The sequence below is a fragment of the Bradyrhizobium sp. AUGA SZCCT0182 genome, assembly GCF_018130185.1.
Taxonomy (GTDB): domain Bacteria; phylum Pseudomonadota; class Alphaproteobacteria; order Rhizobiales; family Xanthobacteraceae; genus Bradyrhizobium.
This window is the reverse complement of sequence record NZ_JAFCLY010000029.1, coordinates 66645-85590: the sequence shown is the minus strand read 5'-3', so window position 1 is coordinate 85590 and position 18946 is coordinate 66645. Positions and strand designations below refer to the sequence as shown.

Below are 18946 nucleotides of genomic sequence, written 5' to 3'. Positions count from 1 at the left end.
CGCTCGATCATCGGCGCCTGATCAGCGCGATCTCGGCGGCTCGATCACCGTCATCCGGAACGGACCACTATTGCTTGCCGCATGCGCGACCGCGGCGTTGGCGTCGTCGAGCGCAAACGAAGTGACCTCGAATTGATCCAGGCTGACCAGGCCAGCGCGAACAAGCCCAACCATCAACAGGGCCGCGTGCGGCGGGTACATCCATTGGCCGCGAAGGGTGATGCAGTTCCGCATCATCCATGAATAGGGCAGGTCGAGGCCGGCGCCGCCGAGCATGCCGACGCCGCCCATCAGCACCACGCGTCCGTAAGGCCGCACCGCGAGGATGGCGGTCCGCACCTGCATCGCGTTGGCCGCAGGCGGCAGGATGTCCAGCACGCAGTCGATGCCGCCCGCGGCGGCTTGCAGGATCCGCTTGCGGTCGTCTTCCTCCTCGCCGCGCATCGGAACGATACGGACGCGTGGGCCGAACCGGCGCACGAGATCGGCCAGCGCCTTTTCGTTGCGGCCGGTTGCGATGACGCAAGCGGCACCCATGCCCAACGCGACGGCCACCGCCGCGCTGCCAAAGCTGCCGGTGGCGCCATTGACCAATACGGTCTCTCCGGCCTGCAATTGGGCGGCGAGGAAGCCACCATACGGCACCAGCAGCGTGCCCAGCGCGCACCAGCGCGCGGCGTCCGCTTCTGCAATGCTGCCGATCCGTGCGGCGTTTTCCGTCGGCACCCGCATTTGTCCGGCCCATGCCCCATCGTGAAAGTATCGCTGCAGCCGCAGACCGCCGTCGCTGCCGGCGGTCAGGCCCTGCAGCGCGATGTCGGGGGCAAGCGCATCATCGCGCGAGCGCACCGTCGGATCGCAATAGACCCAGTCGCCCGTGGCCAGATGGGTCGCATCCGGGCCGGTGGCGCGGACGCGGCCGATCGCGCCGGGACCCGGCACCACAGGCAATTCCAGCAGGTATTTGCGTTCGCCGCTCAGGACTTCATTGGCGTAGGCGAGAACCCGGCTCGCCATCACGTCTACGATCACTTCGCCGGTGCCGAGGACGGGATCGGGCAGGGTTTCGATCGCGAGCGGCGATCCGAATTGTTTCAAGACGGCGGCTTTCATGATGGGCATCCTTTCGCAACGAGGAGCCGATTTTCGCAACCCTTCATTTCGCCAACAAGACCTGGTATTATCCTAGGATTGAATGATCCCCCGCTGACGAAGTGCAGGCCCATGAATCCCAGGCAAAGCGAACTCGGCGATTTCCTGCGCTCGCGGCGGGAAAAGCTGACGCCAAAGGCGGTCGGCCTGCCGATCGGGCGGCGGCGGCGAACGCCCGGCTTGCGGCGCGAAGAAGTTGCCGAACTCGCAGGCATCGGCGTCGACTGGTACATCCGGCTCGAGCAGGGGCGCACCGTCAGTCCGTCGGCGGCGACGATCGACGCGCTGGCCCGCGCGCTGCGGCTCGGCAAGGCTGAGCACAAGCATCTGCGGGCACTGACGCAGAATGCCGACCGCCGCGCCTTTGTCCCCGAAACCGTGCCGCCTGCAGTCCGGCGCACCGTCGAGCGGCTCAATTTGCCGGCCTATGTCACCGGCCGCCGCTGGGACATTCTGGCCTGGAATGCGGCCGCGGATGAAATCTTTGCGTTCAGCCGGCTGCCGGAAGGCGACCGCAACATTCTTCTCACCGTGCTGACCAACCGCGCGACGCGAAAGTTATTCGGCGCTTCATGGGAAGAAGAGGCGCGGCGCATCGTGGCGCAGTTCCGCGCCACGCATGATTTGTGGGCCGGCGATCCCGCGTTCCAGGAACTGCTTGCACGGCTGCGGCAGGGCTGTCCCGAATTTTCGGGCTGGTGGGAGGCCCATGATATTGGCGGCGTCTCGGCCGGCCAGAAATCCCTGAGCCATCCGAGGAAGGGGCGGCTGAAGCTGGAATACGCGAGCTTCCAGGCCAATGACGATCCGGCGCTGAAGCTGATCATCTATACTGCGGGCTGAATCCAGTGGTTTTCCGGGATTTCCAGGGCAGACGCGGCGTGCGAAATAAGGGAACGAATTGCCTACAATACCGTTTTCATTAGACTTTTATCGTTCGGTCGAACCGAAGCTTGGTTGGGGCCGTCGTATATAGGCAAATAGGAAATGATCGCCGGGTAGTGAGCAACTGCACAATGGATGGGTGCATCGCACAACGATCAGGCGCTCAATTCACAACATTTGGACTTTATGTCACGCCGCTGTGACATATATCATCAAGAACGAGGCCGAAGAGTCTTGAGACTGACATAGCCCCTACCGGGGCCCCGAGGACGCCGATGAAACGTGGAATTGCCGTTCTGCTTTCACTTACCGTACTGGTTGCGGTCGCGTATTTTACCGCGAGCAAGTGGGCGATCCGTCACGAGACCATCGCATTCCATGATCCGGCGCGAGACAATCGTTTGGTCGCGGTCAATATCGCCGTTCGGCGCGACAAGGAAATGCAGGCTAATGCCGGCATGATCACGCTGCCGGTTGCGATCATCAATCACGGCAACACCGTCAAGCATACCGAGTATTCGTTCCTCTCCAACGCGTTCGCCGCGCGCGGCTATCTTGCGGTCAGCCCGCAGCATGATCTGCCGACCGATCCGCCGATGGTGACCAAGGTCGGCGAACTCTATGTCGGCCGCCTGCCGCAAATTCAGCGCGGCGTCGCCAACATCCATTTTGCCATCGAGGAAATGAAGAAGGTCCTGCCCAACGCCGACTACGCCAGGGTGACCATGGTGGGGCACTCGATGGGCGGCGATATCTCGATGTATTTCGCCAAGCAATATCCCGACGAGATCAAGAAGGTGGTGACGCTGGACAATCTGCGCGTGCCGTTCCTGACCGACGGCAAGTTCAAGATCCTGTCGTTCCGCTCGAAGGACACGCAGTTCAAGCCGGATCCGGGCGTCGTGCCGGATGACGACCAGTGCGAGAAGGCCGGTATTACAGTCGTGAACACCGGCTACCAGCACAACGATATGCGCGATACCGGGCCCGATGCGGCAAAGTCGTCGATCCAGACGATGCTCGACAAGTTCATCGCTGATAACAGCGACAGCAGTGTGCTGAAGCCGGTGCCGACCAAGGTGCCGGATCCGCTCGTGAGCAATCCGGGGCCGGTGCCGCTGGCCAGCAACCCACCGACCATCAAGTCGGCGACCAACTAACGGCTCCGCTGTTAACGCTTCCGCTGCCTGATCCCGGCGGATCACGACCGGGTGCATTGACGCCCTTTATAGTCAGCCCCACATAGAGCCTGCTGCAATTGCGAGCGCTCATGGCCGGCGAACCCACCAAACCGAAATCTCCCGCCGACGTCTTCTCGGCGCAGAAACCTCAATCGCGCAGCTCTCCGTTGCCGGAAGCCCGGCCCTCGGCGGCCGAAGACATCGCTGCCTTTGTCGCCAAGGCTCGCGCCATGTCGCCGCACCGGACCGGCGCAAAGGGCAGGCTGGTGTTCGCGCTCGACGCCACCATGAGCCGGCAACCGACCTGGGACATGGCCTGCGCGCTGCAGGCCGATATGTTTCGCGAAGCGGCTTCGCTCGGCAGCCTCGACATTCGCCTGGTCTACTACCGCGGCCTCAATGAATGCCGCGCGACGGGATGGATCTCCGACTCGGCGCAACTCGCTAAATTGATGACCAAGATCGATTGCCAGGGCGGCAATACCCAGATCGGCAAGGTGCTCTCGGAAGCCCGCCGCGAGGCGGTCGCTTCCGCCGTGCGCGCCGTAGTGTTCGTCGGCGACGCCATGGAAGAGTCGGTCGACGACCTCTGCGCCAAGGCCGGTGAACTCGGCCTGCTCAAGGTGCCCGTGTTCATGTTCCAGGAAGGCCACGACGTTGCGGCCGAGCACGCGTTCCGTGAGATCGCGCGCCTCACCGGCGGGGCATGGTGCAGGTTCGATCCCGGCGCCGCGGCCCAGTTGCGCGAGCTGTTGCGAGCTGCCGCGGCCTATGCCGCCGGCGGACGCGAAGCGCTGCTGCGGCTGTCGAAGACCGGAAGCGGCGCGGCCAAGCTGATCGGCCAGATGAAATGATCGCCAGCTTGGCTCTTCAGGTGCGGATCGCCATGCTTTTTGCCGCCGGGGCGACTATATTGGGCCCATGCCAACCCTGATTGCCGGTGTCGTCGCCGTTGTCCTGCTTTATTTGCTGCTGCAGATGTTTCGTGCGGCCAATCCGGTCGTGCTTGCGCGGCTGCTCAAGATCGGCGGCGGCATCATCGCGCTGGCGGTCGCGGCCTTCACCGGGCTCAGGGGCGAACTGGCGGTGGCGATCCCGCTCGGCATCTTCGGAGCGGGACTGCTCGGCTGGTCGCCGTTCGGCCCGTCGGGCTTCAGCAATATCGGCGGGATATTCGGCGGCGGCACGCAGCGCTCGCCCGGACAGACCTCGCGCGTGCGATCGCAGTTTCTCGACATGAGCCTCGATCACGACAGCGGCGCCCTGTCGGGCCAGATCGTCGATGGGCCCTATGCCGGCCGCTCGCTCGACGAGTTCGACCTAGCGCAGCTGACGACGATCATGTCCGGCTTCGACGCCGAAAGCGTCGCGTTACTTGAAAGCTATCTGGACCGCCGGTTTCCCGCCTGGCGTCAGAACGCGCAGGGCGACGCGGCAGGGGGGCAACGCCGCGCGCCGCCGAGCGGCAAAATGACGGACGAGGAGGCCTATCAGATCCTTGGCCTGCAGCCGGGGGCGGGGCGTGACGACATCAGCCGGGCGCACCGCGCCCTGATGAAGAAACTGCATCCCGATCAAGGGGGCTCGACGTACCTCGCCGCCCGTGTAAACGAGGCCAAGGATACTCTGCTTCGCGCGCATCTCAGCTAACTCCGGCAAACGCTACCAAACGCTACAAACCGAGAGCTGCCGCTGCCCTATTCTCTGGTTGATGCCCCGTGTCGCCCGCCATTTTCCGGCGTGGTCGATCCTTCATTCCGGAAAACTTAACCGTAAATTCTTGACGAGAAGTTTGCGCAGGTTCGATTTGCCGCCAGCGACCGCACGGCGTCTGCAACTGTGCTCTGGAAACAACAAAGCCGGCGCTTGCGGCGCCGGCTTTGCGAACAAGAGAGAGAAGGTCAGTTACGAACGGTGATGCAGGAGATGTCGGCGCGCTTCAGCGTCTTGCAGACCGCCTCGGCCTGATCGCGCTCGAGGCCGGCGAAGCGGGCGCGGAACAGCTTGCGATTATCCTTGGCAACGACCGGCTCGGTGAAGGAATCGGCCTTGCCGAGCAGGCCACGGGCCTGATTGCGCGCCTGATCGAGGCGGGTGCGGGCTTCGCTTTCGCTTTCCAGCGCGCCGACCTGGATGATCCAGCCGGTATGGGTAACGGTGGCCGCGGGCTTGATGGCGCCGTTCTGCTGGACGGTCTGTGGCTGGACATAGGCGAGTGCCTGCACGGGGGCAGACGGCACGCTGGAGGCGGGGAGCACGCCGAGTACGCCATGCCCGGTACCGTGATTGGCGGGCTGCGGCGGCAGTTCGGCACGGGCCATTTCGGGCCTGATCACCTCAGGCTTGATGGCTTCAGATCTCGGCTCAGCCCGCGCCACGACGGCGCTGGAGGTCTCCGCCACTTCCGGGCGGACGGGCGCAATCGCGCTGGTGATCGGCGGGGCAACAGGCTGGGACGGGCCGGCGGAAGCCAGCTTCATCGCGCCGGCCTTGACCTGAACCGTCTTGACCTTGACCGGCTTCATCGGCTCGGCCGAGCCGGGGATCGCCGATATCGCCTGGGTCTGAATCACACCGCTGGTCAGCGGGGCCGGTTCGGGCTTGGCCTGCGCCGCGAACTTGGACTGTTCGGGTTTGGGTTGCGGCGCCGGCAGGGCGGCTGCGGCTGCGGCCATCAGCGAGGGCTTGGCCGGGGCGACGCTGCGCGTCGCCTGCATTGCGGCCATGCTGGGCTCGGAGGCCGTGGCGGCGTTGTTGGCCTGGACCGCCTCGGTCGGGCGCGGCGTGCTGGCGACTTCGGCCACCTCGACGCTGGCCTCAGCGGAATTGCGTTCGGTGATGGCGGCGGCGGTGCGGATGGTCGCACCCTTGTCGAGGTTTTCCGCGAGCAGGGTGCGCATGGTGGCGTCGCGCGATCCGCCGCTGCGGCCGCCAAGCACCACGCCGATCAGATGGCGGTTGCCGCGCCGCATCGAGCTGACAAGATTAAAGCCCGACGCGCGGGTGTAGCCGGTCTTGATGCCATCGACGCCTTCGACATTGCCGAGCAGGCGATTGTGGTTGCGGATCGCCTGGCCGCGATAGTTGAATACGCTGGTCGCAAAGTAGCGATAGTAGCGCGGAAAGCGTTCCTGGATCGCGCGGCCCAGCGTTGCCTGATCGCGCGCGGTCGTGAGCTGTTCGTCGTTCGGCAGGCCGTTGGCGTTGCGATAGACCGTCTTGGTCATGCCGAGCGCGCGCGCCTTGCGCGTCATCAGCTTGGCGAATTCATCTTCATCGCCGGCAATGGCTTCCGCGATCACGACCGAGGCGTCGTTGGCGGAGCGCGTCACCAGTCCCTTGATGGCGTCTTCGACCTTGATGGTCTGGCCGGGCTTCAGGCCGAGTTTGGTCGGCGCCTGTTGGGAAGCATACGAGGACACTTCCAGTTCGGAATCCAGCTTCAGCTTGCCGCGCTCGAGCTGCTCGAACAGCAGGTAGAGCGTCATGATCTTGGTCAGCGAGGCCGGACGACGGAGGGCGTCGGGATTGTTGGAGGAGAGCGTGGCGCCGGAATTGCCGTCGACGATGATGGAAGCGAATTGCGGGCTATAGCTCGCCACGGCGGCGTGGTGCCGGGCATGGTGGCGTTGGCGGTAGCGGCGGGCTTCTGCGCTGTCGCTGGTGTAGATGACTGCAGTGGTGAGAGTGACCAGCCCGAGAACGCAAACTCGCAACATGCGCGAGGAAGCTAAAGTTGTACGAAGCATTTACTTCCCCGTCCCAATTTCTGTCTTGATCACCGGTTCGTGAGGCGAAATTGTGCCCATCGGCCCAGTGACGCTTCCCTGTTCGAAGCGCTTAGCCAGGCTGCAATTGGGGCCCGGCTGGCCGATCAGGTCGCTGTTCTAGCTAAGGTGTTGTTCACAAACAGCTTTCAATCTGTCTGTCGGAAGGCGAACACGTCCGGGAATCAGGTTAGGCGGCGCGAGTTTCCAAAAGGTTAAGTAACCGTTGCGTAACACTCCGGTGTTTGGCGTTAATCGTCGATATTTGTGCGGTGCACAAGATTCCTTGACAGGCATTGTGCGTTGCACTATAAGGGAGGGGTGGTCAGGGAGCCGGGACCTCCCGGCGATTAATTACATTCAGTCTGGGAAAGGACTCCAAGATGGTCAAGGTTGAAGACATTCAGAGCTACGGAAAAGAGCATCTCGAAACGGTCGCCGCGTCCGCGAGCAACCTGCAGAGCGGTGTTCAGGCGATTGCGACCGCTTATGGCGACTACGCCAAGAAGTCGTTCGAAGACACCAAGTCGTTTGTTGAAAAGCTGTCCGGCGTGAAGTCGGTGGACAAGGCGATCGAAGCCCAGACCGAATTCGCCCGCTCGTCCTACGAGACCTTTGTCGCCGAGACGCAGAAGATTGCCGGCCTCTATACCGATCTGGCCAAGCAGACCTTCAAGCCCTACGAAGGCCTGGTCGCGAAGTTCGCTCCCGCCACGCACTAAACTCTTTGTTTGACGCGTTTTCTTCACGCGAACCGGTATCCACTTCGCTCGAAAACGCTTTAAGCGCTGCGCCAAACCTTCCAAAACAAAAAGCCCGGCCGTTACGGCCGGGCTTTTTTCGTTTTGCGTTGTTGTCCTGCCGGTTGCGGCGGCGGTTATTTCGCGACGCGCAGTTTGGAGAGCGACGTGCCGATTGCGGTGAAGGCTGTCGCAATCTCGCTCGAGGAGGTCACGGTAGAGAACTTGTCGGCGCCGCTCGCGCAATATGCCAGAATGGCGGAGGTCGGAACTTTGCTGTCGGTGTTGACATGCATCGTGTAGATGATGACGCCGTTAGCCTTGATGTTGTCGCACTGGATTTTCTGGCGGGCGTCGATGGCGCCATCGAATTGGACTTGGCCGTTGCCGTATGACGGCCAGCGATCCTGGGTGTTCAAACCGTCGGACATCACGATCAGCACCTTCTTGTAGGTATAATTGGCATCTTCGGCCGGTGCATTGAGCGGCGCGCCCTGGGTGAGCGACTGCCATCCCCAGGCGAAGCCGATCGGCTGATTGGTGCCGCCGTTCGGAACAAGCGCATCAATCTTGGTCTTGAGCGCGGCGAAGTCGGTGGTGAGTGGCATCAACGCCGCTGGGCACGCATCGTATTGCTCGGCGTAGAACTTGGTTTGATAATCGGAGGTCGGCGTCGTGTTCTTGGTATCGTAGTCCTGATCGCGGTCGGTCACGCAGCCGTTCCAGTTATCGTGGTTCTTCGCCGTCCAGGTCCTGCCGGCCGATTCACAGGAGCTTTTTGTAGGATAGTTCCCGGAGTTCTTGCCGCTGCACTTGCCGTTCGCAGCCTCCCACTCGCTCCACTCGATCCACGACTGTTCGGAGTTGCTGGCGCCGACGTTGACGTCCTTGGCGAAGGGGATCAGCGAGATGTAGACGTCGCCGGTATTTTTCGCGAGGGCGCCGATCTGGTCGATCAGGGCTTTGGCGGCCGGCTGCATCGCGGCCATCTTGCCGGCGTCCTTCATCGATCCAGTGACGTCGAGCGCAAGCGCCACCCGCATGCGGACGTTGCCCCAGAGCGAGGTTGAACTGGTGTCGAAGCCGAGTTTCGGGAAGCCGGCGACCTTCATGAACTCTGTCGGCACGTTGCCGGAGCCATTGATCTTGATGGTCGAGCCCTTGCCGGTGTTGGCGGTATATTCCGCCGTGACCGTCACCTCCCTGGCGTCGGTGTTGGTGTAGAGCGCCTTGAAATAGTCCTGCGCCTTGGTGTTGATATCCGAGGCCTTGATGGTTCCGTCCGCCAGGTCTTTCGCCACCATCAGGGCGGTGGAATCGAGGGCAGCCTGCATCGACGACCGGGCGCTGTTGGCACGGGTATAGTCGATCGCGGCGCCGACGAAGCTGATGATCGGCACGGCGGCGATGGCAAACAGAACCGCGATGTTGCCCTGATCGGCCTTGGCAAAACGCCAGGCGGCCTTACGAACCCGACTGAAAATGGCTGTATTGAGCATGGCTCTCACCGAAATAGTGGTTTCTAGCGGTATTTCGGCCTGGGCAGCTAAACAGGTGGTAAACTGGTTCCCGCAAAAACGGGTCAAAGCCCATGTATCGGCAAACCGGTGGCCAGAACTGCCTCCTATGCTCAAGGACCGCTAAACGGGCAGGGGCCTTCCTTTGTCAAATCCGACGGAAACGATTAACCTTGCCTGGATTGCCGGACCCGGGATTCGGGCCGGTTGCGGGCGCGGCAGGGCAGCGTTGATGCGCTTGCGGTGGTCTGCAACTGGACCCATATTCCAATAGCCGATCCGCCGCCGGATCGGACCGGGAGCGGCGATCTGGAAAGCGTTGCTGGGTGCCTTGTGGTGGTCGTCTTGGGGCCTTCGCGAGCGTGCGACGATGCGCTGTCCGGTTTCCCATGGGAATGTCGAACGCCTGAGCCATGTTGCAGTTGAACTCCAAAGCCTATTCGTCCGCGCCGGCCGCGACAGCCGTCTCTGCTCCCCGGATGAGCAATGACGAAAACCGCAATGCAGGGACGAACGGTCCGTCGACCTCGGTCATCACCAAGGTCAAGCCGAAGACCAAGCGTCCGAATCTCTATCGTGTCCTGATCCTGAACGACGATTACACGCCGATGGAGTTCGTGGTTCATGTGCTGGAGAAGTTCTTCCAGAAGGACGCGGAAGCCGCCACCAAGATCATGCTTCATGTCCATCACCACGGTATCGGTGAGTGCGGCGTGTTCACTTACGAAATCGCCGAGACCAAAGTGACGCAGGTGATGGATTTTGCACGCAAGCATCAGCATCCCCTGCAATGCGTGATGGAAAAGAAATAGCCGCTGCACCAGCCTCGACCGGCTAAACGGCGACCGGCTAAAAGGAACAGGTCTTGCATTGTTCCGCCCTGGAGGAAGCAGGCGGCAACCCAGTAGTTTTTCGGGTTGGTTCTCGTGTCGCGGTGGTGCGAAAGTTTAGAGAAAAACCACTGTTCACGGAACCTGTCTTTCGCCACGATCGTGCGTAACTATATGACACGGGATGACGAAGGTTGTTGTTGCCTGACCGGGTAATGGCGATCATGATGACCGGGGGCCACAGAGGACGCGAATGCCAACTTTTTCCCAAAGCCTTGAACAATCCCTGCATCGTGCGCTGGCGATTGCAAACGAGCGGCATCATCAATACGCGACGCTCGAACACCTGCTGTTGTCGCTGATCGATGACTCGGATGCAGCCGCGGTCATGCGTGCCTGCAGCGTCGATCTCGACAAGCTGCGCACCAGCCTCGTCAATTATCTTGAGACCGAATTCGAAAATCTGGTGACGGACGGAGCCGACGACGCCAAGCCGACCGCTGGTTTCCAGCGCGTGATCCAGCGCGCGGTGATTCACGTCCAGTCGTCCGGTCGCGAAGAAGTGACCGGCGCCAACGTACTGATCGCGATCTTCGCGGAGCGTGAAAGCCACGCCGCCTATTTCCTGCAGGAGCAGGACATGACGCGGTACGACGCGGTCAATTACATCAGCCATGGCATTGCCAAGCGTCCCGGCGTTTCCGAAGCGCGTCCGGTTCGCGGCGTCGACGAGGAAACCGAGACCAAGGGCAACGAGGACGCCAAGAAAAAGGGCGAGGCGCTCGATACCTACTGCGTCAACCTCAACAAGAAGGCGCGCGACGGCAAGATCGATCCCGTCATCGGACGGAATTCCGAAATCAACCGGGCGATCCAGGTGCTGTGCCGCCGGCAGAAGAACAATCCGCTGTTCGTCGGCGAAGCCGGCGTCGGCAAGACCGCGATCGCCGAAGGCCTTGCCAAGCGCATCGTCGACTCGGAAGTGCCGGAAGTGCTGGCCGCGGCGACCGTGTTCTCGCTCGACATGGGTACGCTGCTCGCGGGCACGCGCTATCGCGGCGATTTTGAGGAGCGGCTCAAACAGGTTTTGAAGGAACTGGAGGCGCATCCGAACGCGATCCTGTTCATCGACGAGATCCACACCGTGATTGGCGCCGGCGCCACCTCCGGCGGCGCGATGGATGCATCCAACCTGCTCAAGCCGGCGCTGGCGTCGGGCACGATCCGCTGCATGGGCTCGACCACCTACAAGGAATACCGCCAGCATTTCGAAAAGGATCGCGCGCTGGTGCGCCGGTTCCAGAAGATCGACGTCAACGAGCCGACGGTGGAAGACGCCATCGCGATCCTCAAGGGCCTGAAACCCTATTTCGAGGATTACCACCGGCTGAAATACACCAACGAGGCGATCGAGGCCGCGGTGCAATTGTCGTCGCGCTACATCCACGACCGCAAGCTGCCGGACAAGGCGATCGACGTGATCGACGAGTCGGGCGCGGCGCAGATGCTGGTGGCTGAGAACAAACGCAAGAAGACCATCGGCATCAAGGAGATCGAGACCACGATCGCGACCATGGCGCGGATTCCGCCCAAGAGCGTATCGAAGGACGATGCCGAGGTGCTCAAGCATCTCGAGCAGACCCTGAAACGCGTGGTGTTCGGCCAGGACAAGGCGATCGACGCGCTGTCGGCGTCGATCAAGCTGGCGCGTGCCGGCCTGCGCGAGCCGGAAAAGCCGATCGGTTCCTACCTGTTCTCCGGTCCGACCGGCGTCGGCAAGACCGAAGTGGCAAAACAGCTGGCGGCGTCGCTCGGCGTCGAGCTGATCCGTTTCGACATGTCCGAATATATGGAGCGGCACACGGTGTCGCGCCTGATCGGCGCGCCTCCGGGCTATGTCGGCTTCGACCAGGGCGGCCTGCTCACCGACGGCGTGGACCAGCATCCGCATTGCGTGGTGCTGCTTGACGAAATCGAGAAGGCGCATCCGGATCTCTACAACGTGCTACTGCAGATCATGGATCATGGCCGGCTCACCGATCACAACGGCAAGCAGGTCAATTTCCGCAACGTGATCCTGATCATGACCACCAACGCGGGTGCGGCCGACCTCGCGCGCCAGGCCTTCGGCTTCACGCGCAGCAAGCGGGAAGGCGACGACCACGAAGCGATCAACCGGCAGTTCGCGCCGGAATTCCGCAACCGCCTCGATGCCATCGTCTCGTTCGCCCATCTCAATGCCGACGTCATCGGCATGGTGGTCGAGAAGTTCGTGCTCCAGCTCGAGGCGCAGCTGGCCGATCGCGACGTCACCATCGAATTGTCGGAGCCCGCCAAGGCCTGGCTGATCGAACATGGTTACGACGAGCAGATGGGCGCGCGTCCGATGGCGCGCGTCATCCAGGAGCACATCAAGAAGCCGTTGGCCGATGAAGTGCTGTTCGGCCGGCTGAAGGGTGGCGGCCATGTCCGCGTCGTGCTGATCAAGGACGAGGTGGAAGGCAGGGACAAGATCGGCTTCGAGTTCGTCGAAGGACCGGTGACGCCGAAGCCGGAGAAGCTGCCCGGTGCGCGCAAGCGCGCCACGCCGCGGAAGCCGAAATCCGGTCCCAATGGCGGGGGCGGCTCCAATGGGCCGGCCTCGCGGGGGCCGCTGGTCAAGGTCTGAGCGGCCAGGATTTTACGCATTGACGAAGCCGGCGCGTCGAAAGACCGCCGGCTTTTTGCTGGGCGATTGCCGGCTTCAATCGCCGGTCCGTTAACCGGTCGTTAGCATTGGGATGAAGCCGGCGTCCGCAGGAGCGCGGTCGGAACCATCAGGTTAAGCCAGTTTAGACCATGCGCCCGTTTAATCGGGCCAGGCAAAACTGGAAAACGCTGTCATGTCCGAACAAAGACCGATGGCTCGAGGCCGGACCTTCCTGGCCGGCAAGATCATCTCCAATTATGGCCAGTCCACCATCGACTGCACCGTCCGCCGGATATCCGACACCGGCGCCGTGATCGAGGTGGAGAGCGTGCTCGGCATTCCCCTGCACTTCCATCTGATGATTCCGGGTGAAGGCGATCCGCAGCCGTGCAAGCGGTCGTGGCAGTCGGAGAAACAGATCGGCCTCGTGTTCGAGACGGCGGCAGACGTCAAGGCAGAAGCCGCCCAGGCCGGTCCCGAGGAAGCGAAGGGCGCCGATCAGATCATGCGTGGCCAGATGCTGGCGCTCCGTGCCGCGCTCGACGTGGTCGATGTCGGCGTTTGTTGCTCGACGCCAACCTGAAATCCCAATTCATCAACCGCGCCTTCCGCCGCATGTGGGCTTTGCCGGACGAGGTCGCCGACCGCAATCCGGCTTTCGTGGCGCTGATGTATCACGGCCGCGACACCAGGGCTTACGAGATTGCGCCTGCCGAGATCGACGCTTACGTCGCCAACCGCGTTCGCCTGGTCAGGGAAGGCGACACCACGCCGCTCGATCTGCGCCGCACCAATGGTGACGTCGTCCGGATGCAATGCGCCAACCTGCCGAATGGCGGGCGGATGATCAGCTACACCTACGTGACCGACATTGTCCGTCACATGGACGAACTGGAAGTCTTGCGCGGCGCCCTCGACAATTTATCGGAAGGCGTCGTGCTGCTCGACAGCGATCTCAATGCGCAGTTCGTCAACCGCAAGATGCAACAATACTGGAGCGTCACCGATGAGCAGGCTGCGCGCCGTCCCTCCTATGCATCGCTGCTCGCGAATTCGTCGCTGGCACCCGATCGCGGTTTGACGCCGGAAGAACTGGACGCTTTCCGCGCCGGCCGGGTCGCCGCTGTCCGGGCGGGCAACGAGCCGTTGCGGGATTTGCAAAGCACCGACGGCCGGCACATTCGGGCGCGTTGCTCGGTCCTGAAGAACGGCGGCCGGATGATCACCTATTGCGATGTCACCGATCTGGTTCACAACGCCCGGCAGATGGAAGAGTTGGCGACGATCGATTCCATGACGGGGCTGTGCAACCGCCGCCATTTCATGGCGCTCGCTGCGGCGGAATGGAGCCGGTTTCAGCGCTACTACCGGCCGCTCTCCGTACTGATGATCGACGTCGATCACTTCAAATCGGTGAACGACCGCTACGGCCACGCGATCGGTGATGATGCGCTGATCGCGGTCGCCAATGCCTGCCTGGAGGGCAAACGCTCGTCCGATATCGTCGGCCGGCTCGGGGGCGAGGAATTCGCGATGCTGTTGCCGGAGACCGATCTCTATCAGGCGCGGATCGTGGCGGACCGGATTTGCAAGGCCGTCGCCGCCAGCACGTTGCAGGCTGACGAGGTCCATTTCAGGGTCACGGCCAGTATCGGCTTTGCGGCCGCGACCGTGAGTATGCCGGGATTTGAGGCCTTACTGAAGGCGGCCGATCAGGCGCTGTACCAGGCCAAAGATCAGGGGCGCAATCGCGTCGTTGGATGGTCGCCGCCGCCGGCGGCAAAGCTCGCCGCGGAGTGAGGCAGGACAGGCGCGCAAGGCGACGTCCAACGGTCAGCGTTCTCCGAGCAGCTCGTTGATCCGGCGCTGAAGCTGCCGCTTCTTGATTTCGCTCTTGCGCAGCCGCTCCTCCAGATCGGAGACGGGCGCGGCCGGAGTTTCGCCACTGAAGGCAAGGCCGACGAAATTATCGCGCCACCACACCACCTTGGCGAGGAAGGAGCGGCCTTTACGTGCGATGCGAAGCGAGATCTGTTCCCTCGGCGAGATCTGTTCCCTCAGAAGGTCGGCGGTATTGCTGAATTCGACGCTGGCGCCCTTGTCGGAGATGTTGCGAACGATGCATTCACGGCTCGCGCCGTTCTCGCCGATTTCCGCGACGCCGCCGTAAATCACCTTGTCGCGCGCGTTCTCGCGTCGGTCCTGCATCGATATCTCCCAGTCAAAGGAAGACTTTTACGCCGCTTTATCGGCCGCGAAAGGCTTTGGCCGGCAAAAAGCGGCGTTAACGTAAACCAACATCGGCCGCGATGGCGGCGATTCAGGGCTTTACGTGGCCCAAACATGGTTACGCCGCGCTCTGGAACCGACAGCGCCGGGCCGCTATTAAGTACCTTCGATGGAAATCAGACGGCAATGCGAACAGGTCAGGGTCTCCGCGCAGGGTTGAGCTTGCTGGCGATGCTGGCGTCGCTTGCGCAGGCTGTCGCCCAGGACGCAACATCCGCGCCGACCGATCCCGCGCGGCCGGGCGTCGAGGAACCTGCGAAACTGCCGGACGCGGCAGCTCCAGAGAAGCCCAAGGAGACCGCGCGCGAGAGCGATACGCGCGAGGCGCTGTGCCTGATGGTGGAATCGGCGGCGAGGGCGGCAAACCTGCCGCTGGAATTCTTCGCGCGCGTGATCTGGCAGGAGAGCCGCTTTCAATCCGACGCGGTGGGGCCGATGACCAGGAGCGGCCAGCGCGCGCAGGGCATTGCGCAGTTCATGCCGGGAACCGCGAACGAACGGCGGCTGCTCGATCCCTTCGATCCCGTGCAGGCATTGCCGAAATCCGCCGAGTTCCTCAGCGAGTTGCGCGATCAGTTCGGCAATCTCGGCCTCGCGGCGGCGGCCTATAATGCCGGCCCGAGGCGGGTGCAGGAATGGCTCGCCGGCACGGGATACATGCCGCAGGAAACCCGCAACTATGTCGTCGCCATCACCGGCTCAACGGTCGAGGAGTGGGCAACCGCAGGACGGAACGGCAAGATGCCGGAAGCCGCACCAGCCTCCAGTTGCCGCGAACTGATGGCCTTGCTGAAGCGCGCGCCCAATCCCTTCGTGACGGGCCTCGAACAGCGCATCACGCTCTCGGCCGCGAAATTGTGGGGTGTGCAGCTCGCCGCTGGCTTCAACCGCGACAAGGCGCTGGCCATGTATGCGCGCGCGATGAAGCGACTCAATGCTGTGATCGGCGACCAGGACCCGAGCCTGCTCAGCGCGCGGCTGCGCACCCGCGGCAGCAGCCTGTTCTACCAGGTGCGGATTGGCGCGGACACGCGGCCTGCGGCCGATGATCTCTGCAACCGCATCCGCCGAGCCGGCGGGGCGTGCTTTGTGCTGCGAAACAGGGGCGTGCCGGGGTGACCGACCGCCTTGGCGCGCAGTAAGGTACATTCATGAGCAAAGACAATTTCGACGTGTTCTCAATAGCCCATCGCGAGACCGCGCGCTCAGCGCTCGCTGCCGCCTTTGGCTCGGCTCCGGTCGGCGCGATCACGGCGATGACAGGTGGGGCGACGACGGCATCGGTCTATCGTGTCGAAGTAGGCCAACGGCGCTATTTGTTGCGGATCGAGGGCGAGCCAAGCCCGCTGCGCAATCCGCACCAATATGTCTCGATGCGCATCGCGACGGAGGCGGGGATTGCCCCTGCCATTCGCTATCTCGACGAGGCGGCCCGTATCGTGGTGATCGACTTCGTCGAGCACCAACCGCTGAAAACCTATCCGGGAGGGCCGCCCGCACTGGCGCGGGCGCTGGGAGAGCTGTTCTCGCGGGTGCAGGCCACTGCGGTCTTCCCTTATTACGTCAACTATGGCGACATCGTCGCGCGCCTGTTTGCGCATGTGCGGCGGACCGGCCTGTTTGCCGCCGGCGTGCTTGATGCGCATGTGGAGCGTCTCGAACTGCTCCGGGAAGCCTACGACGCAGGCGCGTCCAGGCTGGTCTCCAGCCACAACGATCCCACTCCGAACAACATCCTGTTCGACGGCGAACGGCTCTGGCTGATCGATTGGGAATCAGCCTGTCGCAACGATCCCCTGGTCGATGCGGCGATCGTGCTCAATCAGTTCGCGCGTTCCCAGGAGTTGGAAGATGTGCTGCTCACGGCCTGGTTCGGCCGCGCGCCTGACGAGGCGCTTCTTTCCCGGCTGGCGTCGGTCCGCGCGCTCACCTGCCTTTTTTATGCGGGCGTCATGTTTAGCGCGTCGGCCGCGGCGTCATGGGCGAAGGACGACACCGATCTTTCCGCCCCAACTCCCGAGCAGTTCCGCCTTGCGATCGACGAAGGACGGCTCATACGCGGTGCGGTCGGGACCCGGCACATCCTCGGCAAGATGTACCTGGCGTCATTCCTGTCCGGCGTTGCTGCGCCGAAACTCGAAGGCGCCGTCTAGCCTTGCCGAAATTCACCGAGTGAATGGCGACTATATGATCGATCGATTGGACGAATAGACCGCGTCTCGGGCATGTCAGTTGCACCCGCAACGGAGACTTCAAATGGGAACCATCGAGAACAAGGACACCATCCGGCGCATTTATCAGGCGCTGGAGACCGGCGATCGCAGCGTGTTCGGCGCGTCCGTGCACCCCGACTATGTCTGGCGCTTTCCGGGCCACAGCAGCTGGTCGAAACGCTTTTCTGGTCAGGAAGAGGTTCGCACCAAGCTGCTGAAACCGCTGTTTGCGCTGTTCGCGACCGAGTATCGGGCGCACGCCATCAATCTGGTCGCCGAGGGCGATTTCGTCGTGGCCGAAGTGCGCGGCGACGTGCAGACCAAGCGCGGCCAGCGCTACAACAATGAGTATTGCTTCGTATTCAAGTTTCGCGGCGACAAGATCGCCGAGGTGGTCGAATATTGCGATACCGATCTGGAGGAACGTGTGCTCGGCAATTACGATGACGCCGTCAGGCAGATGGCGGCGTCGTAGGGCCACGGACCGGCGGCTGCATGCCAGCCCTGAGGCGGGCCTCGCTTGACGCCGCCTTGTTTCACCGCCGTTATGCCCGACAGGATTCACCCCCGGCCGGCTATACGTGGCGCTCCCTCCGCTCGACTCTGTGACATGGCAAAGCCCGTTGCGCGCCTTCGCTTGGGGCATGCGCTCGGTCGTCACCACCGTGCTGACGCTGGTGCTGTTTGCGACCTATCTCGGCATCGGCGCGCTGGCCCATGACAGCCATTTCAGCCTGGGCTGGGTGCTCGGCAGCACGGTTCTGGTCTGGGCGGGGCCGGCGCAGATCATCCTGATTACGACGCTGGGCTCCGGGGCGACCGTGGTGCAGGCGGCGGTTGCGGTCGCCGTCAGTGCGATCAGGTTGTTTCCGATGGTGGTGTCGGTGCTGCCCTTGATGCGCATGCCCGGGACCAAGCGCCGTCATCTGGTGCTCGCGACGCATTTCATCGCGGTTACGCTGTGGGTCGAGTGCTATCGGCTGTTGCCGCTGGTGCCGCGCGCGCGGCGCATCGCATTCACGCACGGGCTCGGCTGCGGCCTGCTTTCCGTCTGTCTGGTCGCGACCGCGCTTGGCTACGGCCTGGCCGCCAATCTGCCGGCGCTGTTCGCCGCCGCGATCCTGATGCTGACGCCGCTGGCGTTCCTGCTCTCGACCGCGCGCAACTGCCGCCAGCTATCGGACGTGCTGGCGCTGGTGCTTGGGCTCGCGCTGTATCCGCTTGTCGCGACGCTGCAGACCGGCGTCGACATCCTGATCTCTGGCATATCGGCCGGCACGATCGCTTACGGCGCGCACTGGTGGCGGGCGCGCGCATGAACGATTGGCTCGCAAACTTTCTGGGTGACCCTCACGCGCTGCTGGTGCTTGTCATCGCGGGTTTCCTGCCCAACGAGGTCTGGCGCATGCTCGGGCTGTGGCTCGGCGGCGGCGTCGACGAGGGCTCGGAAGCGCTGATCTGGGTGAGGGCGGTGGCGACCGCGATCCTCGCTGGCGTCATCGCGCAGATCCTGGTGCAGCCGCCGGGCGCGCTCGCGAGCGTGCCGGACTGGCTGCGTTATGGCGCGGTCGCCGCGGGCTTTGCGGTGTTCATGCTGACGCGGCGCTCGATCTTCGCCGGCGTCGTTTCGGGCGAGGTCGCAATGGTGGCGGGAAAATGGTGGCTCGGTTGATTGCAGCCGCT

The 18946-nt window shown here is 63.0% G+C and carries 18 protein-coding genes; 14 read left to right on the top strand and 4 right to left on the bottom strand.

What is annotated here, in order from left to right:
• Positions 1–21: 21 nt before the first annotated feature.
• Entirely contained in the window at positions 22–1113 is a 1092-nt protein-coding gene (locus JQ611_RS27115; RefSeq protein WP_212266220.1) for a zinc-binding alcohol dehydrogenase family protein, read from the bottom strand.
• A gap of 111 nt (positions 1114–1224) precedes the next feature.
• On the opposite strand from JQ611_RS27115, the gene JQ611_RS27110 reads away from it, so the two are divergent.
• The 4 genes from JQ611_RS27110 to JQ611_RS27095 all read left to right on the top strand — a co-directional run bounded on the left by JQ611_RS27110 (position 1225) and on the right by JQ611_RS27095 (position 4868).
• On the top strand, positions 1225–1995 hold the full coding sequence (locus tag JQ611_RS27110) for a helix-turn-helix transcriptional regulator (RefSeq protein ID WP_212266222.1): 771 nt from the start codon (positions 1225–1227) through the stop codon (positions 1993–1995).
• Positions 1996–2312: 317 nt separating this feature from the next.
• On the top strand, positions 2313–3197 hold the full coding sequence (locus JQ611_RS27105; RefSeq protein WP_212388137.1) for an alpha/beta fold hydrolase: 885 nt from the start codon (positions 2313–2315) through the stop codon (positions 3195–3197).
• A 110-nt stretch (positions 3198–3307) separates the two neighbouring features.
• On the top strand, positions 3308–4072 hold the full coding sequence (locus JQ611_RS27100; RefSeq protein WP_212034909.1) for a VWA domain-containing protein: 765 nt from the start codon (positions 3308–3310) through the stop codon (positions 4070–4072).
• 67 nt (positions 4073–4139) lie between these two features.
• A complete protein-coding gene (locus JQ611_RS27095; protein ID WP_212266224.1) occupies positions 4140–4868 on the top strand; it encodes a DnaJ domain-containing protein in 729 nt (242 codons plus the stop codon).
• A 251-nt stretch (positions 4869–5119) separates the two neighbouring features.
• Here JQ611_RS27095 and JQ611_RS27090 read toward each other — a convergent pair whose 3' ends face one another.
• On the bottom strand, positions 5120–6967 hold the full coding sequence (locus tag JQ611_RS27090; protein ID WP_212388141.1) for a D-alanyl-D-alanine carboxypeptidase: 1848 nt from the start codon (positions 6965–6967) through the stop codon (positions 5120–5122).
• A gap of 401 nt (positions 6968–7368) precedes the next feature.
• Here JQ611_RS27090 and JQ611_RS27085 point away from each other — a divergent pair, with 401 nt between their 5' ends.
• Positions 7369–7707: a phasin family protein gene (locus JQ611_RS27085; RefSeq protein WP_212034912.1), complete on the top strand. Its 339-nt coding sequence runs from the start codon at positions 7369–7371 to the stop codon at positions 7705–7707.
• 155 nt (positions 7708–7862) lie between these two features.
• Here JQ611_RS27085 and JQ611_RS27080 read toward each other — a convergent pair whose 3' ends face one another.
• Positions 7863–9224, bottom strand: coding sequence for a pilus assembly protein TadG-related protein (locus tag JQ611_RS27080; protein WP_212467117.1), 1362 nt, complete (start codon positions 9222–9224; stop codon positions 7863–7865).
• 497 nt (positions 9225–9721) lie between these two features.
• Between JQ611_RS27080 and clpS the strand changes: the two genes are divergently transcribed.
• The 4 genes from clpS to JQ611_RS27065 all read left to right on the top strand — a co-directional run bounded on the left by clpS (position 9722) and on the right by JQ611_RS27065 (position 14561).
• Positions 9722–10054, top strand: coding sequence for an ATP-dependent Clp protease adapter ClpS (clpS, locus tag JQ611_RS27075; RefSeq protein ID WP_192733729.1), 333 nt, complete (start codon positions 9722–9724; stop codon positions 10052–10054).
• A gap of 271 nt (positions 10055–10325) precedes the next feature.
• A complete protein-coding gene (gene clpA, locus JQ611_RS27070) occupies positions 10326–12740 on the top strand; it encodes an ATP-dependent Clp protease ATP-binding subunit ClpA (RefSeq protein ID WP_212467116.1) in 2415 nt (804 codons plus the stop codon).
• Between the two features lie 214 nt (positions 12741–12954).
• The gene (locus JQ611_RS41910; RefSeq protein WP_249133485.1) at positions 12955–13344 is read left to right on the top strand and encodes a hypothetical protein; all 390 of its coding nucleotides are present in this window, start codon (positions 12955–12957) and stop codon (positions 13342–13344) included.
• Entirely contained in the window at positions 13323–14561 is a 1239-nt protein-coding gene (locus JQ611_RS27065) for a sensor domain-containing diguanylate cyclase (protein WP_249133484.1), read from the top strand. The genes JQ611_RS41910 and JQ611_RS27065 overlap by 22 nt, the downstream gene beginning before the upstream one ends.
• A 33-nt stretch (positions 14562–14594) precedes the next feature.
• Here JQ611_RS27065 and JQ611_RS27060 read toward each other — a convergent pair whose 3' ends face one another.
• Positions 14595–14969 (bottom strand): PilZ domain-containing protein, encoded by a 375-nt coding sequence (locus JQ611_RS27060; protein WP_212266232.1) that lies wholly within the window; start codon positions 14967–14969, stop codon positions 14595–14597.
• A gap of 207 nt (positions 14970–15176) precedes the next feature.
• Between JQ611_RS27060 and JQ611_RS27055 the strand changes: the two genes are divergently transcribed.
• The 5 genes from JQ611_RS27055 to JQ611_RS27035 all read left to right on the top strand — a co-directional run bounded on the left by JQ611_RS27055 (position 15177) and on the right by JQ611_RS27035 (position 18935).
• Complete coding sequence (locus JQ611_RS27055; protein ID WP_212467115.1) at positions 15177–16169, top strand: lytic transglycosylase domain-containing protein; 993 nt, start codon at positions 15177–15179, stop codon at positions 16167–16169.
• Positions 16170–16201: 32 nt separating this feature from the next.
• Positions 16202–17203: a phosphotransferase gene (locus tag JQ611_RS27050; RefSeq protein WP_212467114.1), complete on the top strand. Its 1002-nt coding sequence runs from the start codon at positions 16202–16204 to the stop codon at positions 17201–17203.
• A gap of 103 nt (positions 17204–17306) precedes the next feature.
• Positions 17307–17738 (top strand): nuclear transport factor 2 family protein, encoded by a 432-nt coding sequence (locus JQ611_RS27045; protein WP_212388155.1) that lies wholly within the window; start codon positions 17307–17309, stop codon positions 17736–17738.
• 106 nt (positions 17739–17844) lie between these two features.
• On the top strand, positions 17845–18582 hold the full coding sequence (locus tag JQ611_RS27040) for an AzlC family ABC transporter permease (RefSeq protein ID WP_212467113.1): 738 nt from the start codon (positions 17845–17847) through the stop codon (positions 18580–18582).
• Complete coding sequence (locus tag JQ611_RS27035; protein ID WP_212388158.1) at positions 18579–18935, top strand: AzlD domain-containing protein; 357 nt, start codon at positions 18579–18581, stop codon at positions 18933–18935. The genes JQ611_RS27040 and JQ611_RS27035 overlap by 4 nt, the downstream gene beginning before the upstream one ends.
• Positions 18936–18946: the final 11 nt, after the last annotated feature.